The 12,973-nt window shown below is 61.4% G+C and carries 10 protein-coding genes; 4 read left to right on the forward strand and 6 right to left on the reverse strand.

The window, feature by feature from the left end; translation table 11 throughout:
* Positions 1 to 663 precede the first annotated feature (663 nt).
* Positions 664 to 1,089 carry an OsmC family protein gene (locus WBV42_RS20720; protein WP_066138730.1) on the forward strand — a complete coding sequence of 142 codons (426 nt, stop codon included), beginning with the start codon at positions 664 to 666 and terminating at the stop codon, positions 1,087 to 1,089.
* A gap of 18 nt (positions 1,090 to 1,107) precedes the next feature.
* On the opposite strand, the gene WBV42_RS20725 is transcribed toward WBV42_RS20720, so the two are convergent.
* The 6 genes from WBV42_RS20725 to WBV42_RS20750 form a co-directional block, all read right to left on the reverse strand.
* Positions 1,108 to 2,250, reverse strand: a complete 1,143-nt coding sequence (locus WBV42_RS20725; protein ID WP_423987716.1) for a PrpF domain-containing protein — start codon at positions 2,248 to 2,250, stop codon at positions 1,108 to 1,110.
* A 36-nt stretch (positions 2,251 to 2,286) separates the two neighbouring features.
* Positions 2,287 to 3,795, reverse strand: coding sequence for a tripartite tricarboxylate transporter permease (locus WBV42_RS20730; RefSeq protein ID WP_423987717.1), 1,509 nt, complete (start codon positions 3,793 to 3,795; stop codon positions 2,287 to 2,289).
* Positions 3,795 to 4,328 carry a tripartite tricarboxylate transporter TctB family protein gene (locus WBV42_RS20735; RefSeq protein WP_423987718.1) on the reverse strand — a complete coding sequence of 178 codons (534 nt, stop codon included), beginning with the start codon at positions 4,326 to 4,328 and terminating at the stop codon, positions 3,795 to 3,797. Before WBV42_RS20735 ends, WBV42_RS20730 begins: the two co-directional genes overlap by 1 nt.
* A complete protein-coding gene (gene tcuA, locus WBV42_RS20740; protein WP_423987719.1) occupies positions 4,325 to 5,743 on the reverse strand; it encodes an FAD-dependent tricarballylate dehydrogenase TcuA in 1,419 nt (472 codons plus the stop codon). The genes WBV42_RS20735 and tcuA overlap by 4 nt, the downstream gene beginning before the upstream one ends.
* Positions 5,744 to 5,756: 13 nt before the next feature.
* Positions 5,757 to 6,755 carry a Bug family tripartite tricarboxylate transporter substrate binding protein gene (locus WBV42_RS20745; protein ID WP_423987720.1) on the reverse strand — a complete coding sequence of 333 codons (999 nt, stop codon included), beginning with the start codon at positions 6,753 to 6,755 and terminating at the stop codon, positions 5,757 to 5,759.
* Between the two features lie 104 nt (positions 6,756 to 6,859).
* On the reverse strand, positions 6,860 to 7,630 hold the full coding sequence (locus tag WBV42_RS20750) for an IclR family transcriptional regulator (RefSeq protein WP_423987721.1): 771 nt from the start codon (positions 7,628 to 7,630) through the stop codon (positions 6,860 to 6,862).
* Between the two features lie 582 nt (positions 7,631 to 8,212).
* Between WBV42_RS20750 and WBV42_RS20755 the strand changes: the two genes are divergently transcribed.
* The 3 genes from WBV42_RS20755 to WBV42_RS20765 all read left to right on the forward strand — a co-directional run.
* Positions 8,213 to 11,299 carry a GH92 family glycosyl hydrolase gene (locus tag WBV42_RS20755; RefSeq protein WP_423987722.1) on the forward strand — a complete coding sequence of 1,029 codons (3,087 nt, stop codon included), beginning with the start codon at positions 8,213 to 8,215 and terminating at the stop codon, positions 11,297 to 11,299.
* Between the two features lie 69 nt (positions 11,300 to 11,368).
* A complete protein-coding gene (locus WBV42_RS20760) occupies positions 11,369 to 12,148 on the forward strand; it encodes an SDR family NAD(P)-dependent oxidoreductase (RefSeq protein ID WP_423987723.1) in 780 nt (259 codons plus the stop codon).
* A gap of 74 nt (positions 12,149 to 12,222) precedes the next feature.
* Positions 12,223 to 12,973, forward strand: a 751-nt coding sequence (locus WBV42_RS20765) for an acetamidase/formamidase family protein (protein ID WP_423987724.1), incomplete at its 3' end; no start/stop codon positions are given.

Raw genomic sequence — 12,973 nt, forward strand, 5'->3', positions numbered from 1 at the left:
AAAGCATGACATGATTCCCGTTACAAAATTAGGGGTGTAATGGGCTGTAATGGATGGACGGGAAAACGGGTACAGCAGTAGAGAAGGAAGTGGATACGGCCGTCGAAAACGATCCAATTCGATCAACTACGGAGATGTTTCTTTCACAATCAGTCGGTAGCCGATGTCGATCAGCGGTAACTATCGAAGTAATTTGTTATCAAAATATATAGTAAACAGTAAATTTTTCATCGATCGATCATAGGATGCTGTTTGGAATATCGGAGTACTGTGGTGGTATCCGACACGGAGCGGATCGTGATGTGTGTTCCGACAGGTCATCGTCACGACATTTCTGGAGGATCGTTCCGGCGTGACTGCAGTCGATTCAGCGATCGGTCGGGACCGGATTCTCCGCTCTCGGATACAATCCCTTTCAGATCGGAACGTATCCCACGCAGGAACGGTGTTGGCAAGGAACGGGATTTACATCATACGTATTACTTTTCGGTCGAACGTTCGTCGAACTGATTTACCAAGTAGGAAAACAAGAAAGATAGACGTCCAGAAGCTACCTCGACGTTCGTCGATATCACTACCACCGGGATGTGTATCGGGTGCCGCCCGCCGGTTACGTTCGCTGCCAATAGTACCATACGGTAGCTTCCCGTACCCGGTGATGAGATGACTTCAAGACAAGCGGAGACGACGTGGACCGGCGGCAAGGACGGCAGCGGCGACTTCGAGACCGAGAGCGGACAGATAGAGGGGACGTTCAAGTTCCCCACGCGTTTCGAGGACGAGGTGGGAACGAACCCCGAAGAACTCATCGGCGCGGCCCACTCGGGCTGTTTCTCGATGCAGCTGACGGCGCTCCTCGAAGGCGAGGGGTACACGCCAGACAGCCTCGATACCGAGGCGGACGTTCACCTCGAAAGCGCCGACGGCGGCGGGTTCGAAATACCGCGCATCGACCTGACGCTGGAGGCCGAAATTCCGGACATCGACGAGGCGACGTTTGACGACATCGCCACGGAAGCGAAGGAAACCTGCCCGGTCTCGAAGGCGCTGGCAGGGCCGGAGATCACGCTCGACGCGACGCTGAAGTAATTCGCTCCCCCAAATCGCTTATTTTTCGGCCGGAGACGGTTCCGTGACTGTGCAGAACGCATCTCCTTCCATGAGCCGTCGTTGTGTTCGGGAGACGGTCACCGACCGCACGGTTTCCGCTTCGGCATCGACCGAGACCGTCATCGTCCCGCGTGGATGGCCGAGCGTCACGTCGGTATCGCTCACCGCCGCTGCTTCGTTCGGAATCGTGCCGGGGAGCAGTGCCGCGGCCGCCGTACACGCCGCCCCGGTCACGGCGTAGATCGGGTGGAGGTACTGCATGCTCATGATGCGTGTCGTGAGGTCGAGTCCGCGCGCCTCCACGATTCCGTTTTTCGTGTCGTACGTTTGCGGTTCGGAGACGAACGCGAGTTTCGGGTAGCCGGGCGATTCCGCCGCCGCGTCGGCCGGGTCGTCCACGAGGCCGAGTTCCGCACAGACGTGCGCCCGGATCCGCTCGATCCGTTCGAGGAGTTCGTCATCGGTGTCGATTCGCTTCGGCCCTTCCGTCCCGTCGAGGCCGAGGTCACGCGCCCGTACGAACGCGACGGGCGTCGTCACGTCGAGTACCGTCGCTTCGATGTCCTCGAACGGGGTTTCGAGTGTGATCGTCGGTCCACCGAGCGGGAACAGCGACCCGGTTTTCGATCCGTCGGGGTCGAGGAACGTCGTATCGACCCGTGCACCGGTTCCGGGGACGCCCTCGATGGAGAACTCCCCGGTCGAAACGGCACGCGACCCGTCCACCGGGAACGACTGTTCGAGGAACGTCCCCGTGTTCGTGTTGTAGAGCGAGAGCGACACGCGGCCGTCCTCGTCCGGTTCAGCGTGAATCAGTCCCTCGTCGTAGGCGAACGGCCCGATTCCGGTGGTCATGTTGCCGCAGTTGCCGCCGTAGTCGATGAGTGGTTCCGTGACGCCGACCTGTCCGAAGGTGTAATCCACGTCCACGTCGGGTCGCGAACTCGGCGAGACGATCATCAGCTTGGATGTCGTCGATGTCGCACCGCCGAGTCCGTCCACCTGCCGTGGCTCGTGGCTCCCGAACAGGGAGAGGATCGCCTCGTCGTGGTTCTCCGCCGGAAGTTCGCCGCCGGAGATGAGGACGCCTTTGCTCGTACCGCCCCGTACTAACGCACAGTGAATTGTCTCTTGCTGCATTATTTTCTATCCGTCAAAGGGTGAGTTGGTGTGGTGTTACTGGCTGGTTGCCCGCCGTTGCAGTTGCTCGAACAGCGGTCGCACGTACGGCCCGACGATGACGAGAACGGTCATCAGAACGAGCGCGATGCGGAGCGGATTGGCGACGAAGATGTCGAAACTCCCGCCGCTCAGTTGGAGCGACCGATACAGGTTCTCCTCGGCAATCGGCCCGAGGATGAGTCCCAAGAGGAACGCCACGAGCGAGTAGTCGTAGGCGTCCATGAGATACCCGACGAACCCCATCACGAGCACCACGAACACGTCGATGTAGTTCGAGTGAAGCGAGTAGGCCCCCAGAATCGAGAGGCAGATGATGACCGGGATTATCAGATCCGTGTTGACCGTCGTGATGTACCCCGCCCATCGGACGACGAGCAGGCCGAAGACGATGATGACGACGCTACAGATGACGAGCGTCGCGAAGATGGAGTACGTGAGCCCGATCTGTTGGTCGAACAGCGCCGGTCCGGGGCGCACTCCGTGAAGCATGAGCGCGCCGATGAGCACCGCGGTCGTCGTACTGCCCGGAATCCCGAACGTCAGCGTCGGTATCAACGCGCCGCTGACCGTCGCGTTGTTCGCGGACTCCGTCGCGACGACGCCCTCCTCGGCACCGCTGCCGAACTCGTCCGGATTCTTGCTCGACCGCTTCGCCTCCCCGTAGGCGATGAACGTCGAGACAGACCCGCCGGAACCGGGAATCGCCCCGACCAACAGGCCGATACTGGACGATTTGAGCAGGGTGACCGGTTTCGAGAGGACCTGCCTCACGCCGGACATCACGCTGCCGCTCACGTCCACGTCGCCGTCGCGGGAGATGCTCCCGTCGCGAAGGCTCAGTCGAAGCATTTCGGAGATGGCGAAGATACCGATGAGCGCGGCGACGAAGTTGACGCCGTCGTACAGCCCGAGCATGCCGAACGTGTAGCGCTCCGAAATCGACATCGGCGCGACGCCGACGGTGGCGATGAGCGCGCCGAACCCGCCCGCCATCACGTCCTTCAGGAACGAACCGTCCGAGACGACGATGATGAGCGACAGGCCGAAGAGGGCGATGAGGAAGTACTCCGGCGTGCCGAACATCAGTACCAGCGACACCATCACCGGCATCAGCAGGATGATGACGATGGAGCCGAAGAGGTCGCCCAATCCCGACGAGAGCGCCGATATCGTCAACGCGTCGATGGCACGACCCTGTTTCGTCATCGGATAGCCTTCGAGCGTCGTCGCGGCGGCAGACGAGTCGCCGGGGACGTTGAACAGGATCGAGGAGATGCTGCCGCCGTACATCACGCCGTTGTAGATCCCCATCAGGAAGATGATGGCGGTCGTACTCGGCATTCCCAGCGTGAACGGCATCGTGATCGCGACGGTGAGCGCACCGCCGACACCCGGCAGTGCCCCGCCGATGATGCCGATGAGGACGCCGAGCAGGACGAGCCCGATGTTCGGCCACGAGAGCACGATCTTCGTCGCGTGGACGAGAACCCCGAGATCCGCCATCAGAATCCCCCCGTCATGAGGTCGAGGTTCATTATGGTCATGAAGCCGTAGGCGACGGCGGTCATGACGACCGTAAGCAGGGCCGTACGCCAGAGCGGTTGTCGCTTGTACAGCAGGTACAGGAAGACGAACGGCGGCGTGGGCCAGAACAACCCGACGAAGAAGCCGACGAGGACGTAGCCGATGACGAGGACGCCGAGGATGAGCATGGATTCGAGCGTTGTTTCACCCTCGTCCTCTTCCTCGGATTCGTCGTGGCCGCCGCTCAGGACGACCGCTTCGCTGCGCTCCACCCCGATGTCCAACTGCGTCACCGCCAATCGAAGCGCGCCCGCGACGAGCACCGTCCCCGCGGTTAGTCGAGGGAAGAGTTGTGCGGACGACGAGAACTGTCCGGCGGTCACGAACATGTATCCGGCGACGACGATGAGGAACCAGAAGAACACCGGTCCGCCGTCGATCTCCCGAAGGAACTCCGCGACTGGCGTTGCCGGGTTGCGTTCGAAGGTTCCCGGTTGTTCCTCGTTGCTCATGATCGGATGTACCCGTCCGCCGATTCGGCCGCTATCTTGCCGTACACCGCCGCGTTCGTCTGTGCGGTCCCGCCCGGATAGTTGTCGTAGAACAACCCGCCGGTGCTGTTTCCGGCGGCGAACAGGCCAGGAATCGTCGTATCACGGGTGTCGATGACGGACGCGTCGGTGTCGGTCTTCACGCCGCCGAAGCTGAACGTGATGCCGCCGGTTACGGCGTAGGCGTAGTACGGCGGTTCGTCTATCGGAATCGCCCAGTTCGACTTTTCGAGCGTCAGGCCGTCCGTGTGGTTGCCGTCCAACACGTTCGGTTCGAACTCGTCCGGGTTACACGCGTCGTTGAACGCTCGAATCGTCTCGGCTCCGGCCGCGGGGTCGCCACAGCCGATTTCCGCGAGCAGTTCCTCGAAGTCGTCGGCTCGAACCGGGTCGGACGGACCGGTCGCCCGCACCATGTCGTGGGCCTTCGAGTCGAGGACGATGTAGCCGACGTGGTTCGGTTGCTCGAAGATTTTCCGGCCGAACTTGGCGTAGGTGTGTGCCCTGGCATCCTCGCCTTCGTCCACGAAGCGTTCGCCGTCGTCGTTGAGGATGACGCCGTACTGGTAGCCATCGACGCGGTTCGCGCCGCCTTCGACGTCCGGCGACGCCGCGTCGATGAGCGCCATGTGTGCGCCGCCCCACTGTCCGACGAGGTTCGCGCCCGCCGACTCGGCCATCATCAGCGCCTCCCCGGTGTTGTACCGACTGCCGCGGACGTTCATCTCGTCGTAGCCGGGACCGTAGTAGCGGACCCGTTTCTCGTCGTTGGAGCCGTAATCGCCCGCAGCGAGGATGACCGCGTCAACGTCGAACTTGACCTGTCCGTCCGGCGTCCGTGCGCCGATGCCGTCGATTTCGCCGGTCGGTGCGCGGTGGAGGGCTGCTGCCTCCGTCTCGAACCAGAACTCCGCACCAGCGTCCTCGGCGGCGGCGGTGAGCGTTTCGACGTACTCCTCGCCGTCGAACCACGTTCGGGCGGCGGTGTACCCCACCGCGAGCGGTTCCATTTGCCAATCGACGCCCGCCGCGGTCAGCCACTCGACGGTATCTCCGGCGTTCTCGACGAGGGTGGTGGTCAACGCCTCGTCGGCTTTCCCGCTCGTCTGGTTCATGATGTCGTCGTAGAAATCCCCCTCCGTATAGTTATCCACGGCGAACTCGTAGCCGTACTCTTCGAGGTCGGTACCGACCGACGGCACGCGGAAGGATTCGCTAAAGCGGGTGTGGCCACCCTGTCGTTCCTCGGGTGCTTTTTCCAGCACCGCGACCGAACGTCCGAGTTCCGCAACCCGAAGCCCGGCGACGAGTCCGGCAGTTCCGCTCCCCACCACGGCGACATCGTAATCGTGTGTCTCAGAATATTCCAAATCCATATCTCTGTGTTAGTTATTCGCTCGCGATTTTCTGCAGGTCTACTTTCTTCGGGATCGTTTCGATGGAGTCGTTGAGGGCCTTCTTCGCCTTCTCGTGGCCGCCGTACTCCACGATGTTCCCGGTCTTCTTCGACCACTGCTGAACCGAGTCGTGTTTCAGCGCCGATTTCACGGCCTTTTCGACCTTGTCGCGCTTTTTCGTGTCCGTCCCCTTCGGAAGGAACATACAGCGGGTGAGTTGGCCGATGTAGTCGATGCTCGGCAACCCCTCGTCCGAGGGGGACGGCGCGTCTTCGAACACGCTACTTCCCTCGCTCGAAAGGATGGCGATGGGATCCAACTTGCCGGAATCGACGGCGCTCATCGCCGCCGTGTCCGTCGTCGCCACGACCGGAACCTCGCCCGAGATGGCCGCTTTGATCGCCGGGCCACCGCCGTCGTAGCCGATGTACCGGTTGTACTTCAGATCGTACTCCGATTTCATCACGTTCGCCGCGACGTGGACGATGCCGCCGCGAGCGAGACCGGCGAACTTCGAGAGGTCGCCGCTCCGGTACCGCTTCGCCAAGTCCTTCATCCCCTCGATCTCGAGCTCCGGACGAGCGAAGACGGCGTACGGCGTCCGGGCGTACGTCGCCACCGGGACGAGGTTCGTGATGTCCCAACTCGGCTCGTGGACGAGGTAAGATATCGGCGTCGACGGTGGGTTGAAGCCGCCGAACGTGTAGCCGTCTGATTTCGATTTCAGCAGTTCGCCGGTACCCTTCAGCGACGCCGCCCCGGGGACGTTCTCGATGGCGACGCTGACGTCGAGTTCGTTGCCGATTTCGGGGACGACCTTGCGTGCGTAGGTGTCCGTTCCGCCGCCCTGACTGAACGGGACGATGTAGTGCATATCCTCGCTCGGGTACGAGCCACCACTGCTACCAGTGCATCCTGCCAGGAGGGCACTACTCGCTGCCGCTCCCGCCAAGAAGTTCCGCCGTGAGATGGGGTGCTTGTTACCAGTCATCAACAGGCACGGCAATCCCGAACTAATATTTAATAATTACGTTCTACCACCCAAGGCGTCGGCGAAATGGGAGTTCGAATATCGTAAACGACGATCCGTTCCGGTTACTGATATTTGAGATCCAGTTCGATTTCGTTCGTGACGCCGAGGACGAGGTTGGGTATCTCGTCCTCGAACCACTCGCCCGTCAAGCGGTGTGCGGGACCGGAAAAACTGATCGCCCCGATGGCCTCGTCTCCGTCGATCTGTATCGGCGCGCCGACCGCGCGAAGGCCGTCGATGGATTCCTGTTCGCTCGTCGCGTACCCGACGTCCCGAACGGATCGGAGTTCCTCGAACAGTGCCTCGCGGGTCGTCACCGTCTTCTGGGTGTAGACAGGCAGTCCCCAACGGTCGAGGATGGCATCGACGCGTTCCTCCGGGAGGGTGGCGAGTATCGCCTTGCCCGCCGAGCTCGCGTGGAGGTGAATCTTCTTTCCGATGTGTGCATCGACGTGAACCGCGTTCTCCCCGATGGACGTGTGAATGTAGTAGCCACGGCCGTTTTCCTCGACGATGAACTGGACACGCTCGCCCGTCTGCTCGGCCAGGTCGTCCAATTTTCCGATGATGAAGTCGTACTCGCGTTTTCGTTTGCGAGCGTGGCCGCCCTTGTTCAGAAACTCTAGCCCGACGTGATACGTCCCGTCTTCGAAGGTGAGGTAGCCGCGGTTTTCGAGGGTTTTCACGTAGCCATGAATCGTGCTCTGTGCGAGGTCGAACTTCCGAGCGAGTTCCCCGATGTCCGCTCCGTCTAGCCGTTGAATCGCGTCGACGATATCGACGGCGGTCTCGACGGTCTTCAGCGGACGACTCGGGGGGGAATCACCCACCATGGAGAATAGCTACCAAGGGTGACTATTTACGTTTTGTGAATCGACCAATATCGCGTCGAGGAGTATCCGTTCACGGACGAACACGCGAAAAGCGACGAAAATCGCGCGGTCATCGGTTCACGATGTGTGACGACACGAGGTTCCGTTTGTCACGGCATATACGTGTATTATCCCCTATTATCAATATATTCACTCGATACGGTTGAGGACTGTGGGAAATTGACCCAGTTACGGAGGACGGCAATCAAAAATCCGTTACAGATACCGAACGGAGTTACTAGGAATAATTCCATAAAATATGATTTGCAAATAATTCCCCAAGTAATTTTTGCAATCAAAATATCTAAATTAAGAATTTTATATTTGGGTTTATGGCGCGCGCGCCACCGCGCAGGTCGGATGAAGATGGCAGACTGACCGAATCCTCTCCTGACACATATATTTTCATTGAGTTCTTATTACATAGAATTTAATTATTTTTATAAAAATATATTTTAGGATGGTTTAGGAATATTACCTTGGCAACTGGTGACGAGGATCGAACCTCGTCGTCCACTGCGCCACCAACAGAGTACACTACAGATGGCAGACACAGATCCGACCGACACAGATAGCAGCACCGAACGGACGACCTCCTTCAGGATACGCCGCCGCAGCGTTCTCAAGGGAACGGCTGCCCTCGGCCTCGGCGCGTTCACCGGGGTACAGGGTATCGACGCCGCCGATTCCAACGGCCCGGTAAGCGTCGACCCGGAGAAGGCCAGCGAACCGGTGGAGTACGCCGACACGTTCATCGGCACCGCCCGCGCGGCCGCCGCCGGTGAGGGTGGTGGTGCGATGCCGTACCCGAACAACTACCCCGGCGCGACGCGTCCGCACGGGATGGTACAGCTGAGCCCCGATACCGGAACGAGCAACATCGCGGGCTACCACTACGAGGACGACGAGATACTCGGCTTCAGCCACACGCACGTTTCCGGAACCGGTTGTTTCGGCCTCGGCAACTTCCTCCTCAGCCCGACGACGAAAGACGTGACGACGGTCAAACGGGAACAGCGCGAACTCAACGTCACGGACGAGCTATCCGCGTCGTTCTGGTTCCGAACGGACGAGGCACCCGGCGGGTTCACGTCCCTCCTCCGTCACGACCACAACATCACGCCGCTGCAGGTGTGGAGCCCCCACAACGCCAACGTCGTCTGGTTCTCCGAGGGGATGGGCTACCAGACTGCATCGTTCGACTTCGAACCGTACGCGGACGGGGAGTGGCACCACTACGCCGTCACCTACGAGAGCGGTAACCGGGTCGCCGCCTACGTCGATGGCGAGGAAGTCGCCTCGGCCGAGGACGGCGACGATGCGACCGTCGGCGCCCTCGCAACCAGCGAACTCCCGTGGAGCGTCGGCGGTGCCGTCGACAACGGCGGCGAGTGGTTTACCGGGGATATGGACGAAGTCGCGGTGTACTCCCGGGTTCTCGACGAGTGCGAGATACGGGCGCTCGCCGACGGCGGGTCGGTGAGCGGAGACATGCTCTTTTCTTACTCGTTCGACGAATTGGGCGCTCCGTGCGACGGAGACGACGTCGCCGACGGCTCAGGGAACGGCTACACGGGGATGGTTTACGGCGACCCCGAATCGACCGATGGAGCGTCCGGAACCGCGCTCTCGTTCGACGGGGCGGGGGACGGCGTCGGGCTATCCCTTCCACAACTCAGTTCGACGTTCTCGCACGAAACCGAGTCGGCCGGTCCGGGCTACTACTCGGTTCGGCTCGAAGAGTACGCGACGAAAGCCGAAGTGACCGCGACGGACCGCGTCGGCGTCCACCGATACACCTTCGACGACGGGAGCGACGCCGGGTTCCTCCTCGATGCGGGGTACAACCTCGGGGATTCCGGAACGAAGAGCGCGGACGTCGAGCTTCGGGGCGAACGAACCGTCGTCGGGAGTCAGACCGTCCCAGGACCGTTCTGTTCCGGAGCCGAACCGTACTCGATCCACTTCGCGGCGAAGTTCTCGAAACCGTTCGACGAGTACGGCACGTGGAACGGCGTCGAGACCACCGACGGATCGAAATCGGCGAGCGGACCAGACGTCGGCGCGTTCGTTCGGTACGCCGACGCGAATGAGGTCGTCGTGAAAGTCGGGATTTCCTACGTGAGTCAGGAGAACGCGATGGACAACCTCGAAACCGAGGTCCCTGACTGGGACTTCGACCGGGTTAAGGCGGACGCGACGGAGACGTGGAACGACAGGTTGGGTCGTATCGAGGTCGAGGGCGACGACGCGAACAAGGTGAAGTTCTACTCGGCGCTGTACCACGCGATGCTCGGACCGACCATCTTCGAGGACGCCAACGGCGAGTACCTCGGCATGGACGACGAGGTGTACACCGCCGACGGCTACCACCACTATCAGATGTTCTCGCTGTGGGATACCTTCCGCGCCGAACATCCGCTCCTGAACATCGTGGAGCCGAAGGTGCAGGAGGACGCCATCAAATCCCTGCTCGACATGTACGAGCACGGGGGCTGGCTTCCGAAGTGGGAGTTCGCCAATCGCTACACGAACGTGATGATCGCCGACCACGCCACCTCCATCATCGGCGAGTCGATGGTGAAAGGACTCACCGAAGGCTACGATACGGACCTGGCGTACGAGGCGATGTACAAGAACTCGACGCGGATGCCGGGCGACGACACGTACTACGCCGGACGTCTCGGTCTCGACAAGTACACCGAGTACGGCTACATCCCCGAGGACGACAAGGGGAATGCGGGCGGGTCCGTTTCCACGACACTGGAGGGGAGCTACAACGACTTCGCCATCGCGCAGGCGGCCGACCTGCTCGGGAAGGACGACGACTACGACACGTTCATGAAACGCGCCGGATTCTACGAGAACGTCTTCGACCCCGACACGAAGTTCATGCGGCCGCGGATGGCCGACGGGTCGTGGTACTCGCCGGACGACGGCGAGTGGAAACCGACCGACTGGGGCGGGTTCACCGAGGGGAACTCGTGGTCGTACACGTGGCATACCCTCCAAGATATCGGCGGCCTCGTGGATCTGATGGGAGAGGAGACGTTCGTCGAGCGCCTCGACCACATGTTCGACGAGTTCGTCTATCCCAGCTGGAACGACCCGTTCACCCACTACTGGCAGGGGAACGAGCCGTCGCATCACGCCCCGTACCTGTACCCCTTCGCGGGACAGCCGTGGAAGACCCAGGAGGTCGTCCAGGACGTCATGAGCTCGCTGTACACGACGGGACCGGGTGGGGTTCCGGGTAACGAGGACGTCGGACAGATGTCCGCGTGGTACGTCATGAGCGCCATGGGATTCTACGCCGTCACGCCCGCAAGCGGAAGCTACGTCATCGGTTCCCCGGCGTTCGAAACCGTGACCATCAACCTTCCCGACTACCACTACGGTGGCGGGCAGTTCGTCGTCGACACGACCGGGGCCGAGTACGACAGCGACCGCTATCGCTACATCCAGAACGCGCACTTGAACGGGGACGTTCACCGCGAGAGCTGGTTCGACCACGCCGACCTCGAAGACGGCGGTGAACTTCGACTCCACATGGGGACGGAGAAGAACACCGATTGGGGTGTCACGCCGAAGGGAACGGTCAGTCCGCCGCCGTCGATGAGCGACGACTGAACCCGAAACCACTTTCTTTCGATTCGACAGTTCCGTATCGTTTTGTGCACTCCGTACGATGGAACGAATATGTCCGTACTCGACGCGTTCTCACTCGACGGAAAGACGGCTATCGTGACCGGCGGAAACCGTGGTATCGGTCGTGCAATCGCAACCGCGCTCGCGGAGGCGGGCGCGGACGTCGTGGTCGCGAACCGGAACGGACCGGCAGGGGAAACCGCGGCGGATGAACTCGCCGACGAAACGGGGGCGGAAACGCTCGCCGTCGAATGCGACGTGGCCGACGAAGATGCGGTGGAAGCGATGGTCGAAGCGACCGTCGAGCGGTTCGGCGGCGTGGATATCCTCGTCAACAACGCCGGAATCGTCGTGCACGAGGCCATGGAAACCATGACGCTGGACGAGTGGCGCGACGTCATCGACGTGAACCTCACGGGGACGTTCCTCTGTTCGCGCGCCGCCGGTCGCGAGATGATCGAAAACGGCGGCGGCACCATTTTGAACGTCTCCTCCATGTCCGCGTTCATCGCCAATCACCCACAACGGCAGGTCGCCTACAACACTTCGAAGGCCGGGTTGGAAGGGTTCAAGAACCAACTCGCCTCCGAGTGGGCAGAACACGGCATCCGCGTGAACAACATCGCACCGGGCTACATCGCCACCGACAACGCCGATCAGGGGGCCGAAGCGGTCGAAAACGCCGTCGATACCTGGAAAGGCGAGATGCTCCACGAGGAGATCGCATCGCCCGAGGCGCTCGGCCCGACCGCGGTGTATCTCGCGAGCGATGCATCGGCGTACATGACCGGGGAGACGGTCGTCCTCGACGGCGGGTACACGGTTCGGTAGCCGAAACCGACACGTCGTGAACTGCCGCGAAAACGAGTTTTATACTCTGTTTGGCGCTATCATCCCGTACGCCGATGCCATCGACACCCACTCCCGACCACCGTATTTCCGCGCAGGATGAACACGTCCACACGAGTTGGAGCCGCGACCACGAACCGATTCGAACGGTCGAATCCGGCGACGTGATCCGATTCGAGTGCCGTGACGCGACGGATGGCCGACTCGATGCGGACTCGACCGTCGAGGACGTTTCAGCCCTCGTCGGAACGCTCCCCGGCCACCCATTGACGGGGCCGGTGACGGTGGAGGGGGCGAAACCGGGGGACGTTCTCGCGGTCGAACTGCTGTCGTTCGAGCACGAAGGGATCGGTTTCACGTACTGTTACGGCGGTGACGAGGAAACCGGACTGCTCCCCGAGGATTTCGATGAACCGGGTTTGCACGTCTGGGAATTGGAAGGGAATGTCGGTCACTTCGTGGACGGAATCGAAGTCCCGCTGGCCCCCTTCCCGGGCAACCTCGGTGTCGCACCCGCCGACGACGGGGAACACAGCACGGTCCCGCCGCGGCGGGTCGGCGGGAATCTCGACGTGAAGCACTTGACGGCGGGTTCGACGCTGTACCTTCCGGTCGAGGTTGATGGTGCGCTGTTCAGCATCGGTGACTGTCACGGGGCACAGGGGGACGGCGAGGTCTGTATCACGGGTATCGAAGCGCCGATGTCGGTGACGACACGGCTCCGCGTCGTCTCCGGGATGGACATCGAACAACCGCAGTTCGAGACGAGCGGCCCGTTCGCCGCGAGTCACGGCGAACGGGCCTACG

The organism is Haladaptatus sp. (genome assembly GCF_049589095.1).
GTDB lineage: Archaea > Halobacteriota > Halobacteria > Halobacteriales > Haladaptataceae > Haladaptatus.

What these genes read in the sequence shown, in the direction of transcription:
- WBV42_RS20720 (WP_066138730.1), top strand. Translation starts at nt 664, where the DNA reads ATGACTTCAAGACAAGCGGAGACGACGTGGACCGGCGGCAAGGACGGC.
- WBV42_RS20725 (WP_423987716.1), bottom strand. Translation starts at nt 2,250, where the DNA reads ATGCAGCAAGAGACAATTCACTGTGCGTTAGTACGGGGCGGTACGAGC.
- WBV42_RS20730 (WP_423987717.1), bottom strand. Translation starts at nt 3,795, where the DNA reads ATGGCGGATCTCGGGGTTCTCGTCCACGCGACGAAGATCGTGCTCTCG.
- WBV42_RS20735 (WP_423987718.1), bottom strand. Translation starts at nt 4,328, where the DNA reads ATGAGCAACGAGGAACAACCGGGAACCTTCGAACGCAACCCGGCAACG.
- tcuA (WP_423987719.1), bottom strand. Translation starts at nt 5,743, where the DNA reads ATGGATTTGGAATATTCTGAGACACACGATTACGATGTCGCCGTGGTG.
- WBV42_RS20745 (WP_423987720.1), bottom strand. Translation starts at nt 6,755, where the DNA reads ATGACTGGTAACAAGCACCCCATCTCACGGCGGAACTTCTTGGCGGGA.
- WBV42_RS20750 (WP_423987721.1), bottom strand. Translation starts at nt 7,630, where the DNA reads ATGGTGGGTGATTCCCCCCCGAGTCGTCCGCTGAAGACCGTCGAGACC.
- WBV42_RS20755 (WP_423987722.1), top strand. Translation starts at nt 8,213, where the DNA reads ATGGCAGACACAGATCCGACCGACACAGATAGCAGCACCGAACGGACG.
- WBV42_RS20760 (WP_423987723.1), top strand. Translation starts at nt 11,369, where the DNA reads ATGTCCGTACTCGACGCGTTCTCACTCGACGGAAAGACGGCTATCGTG.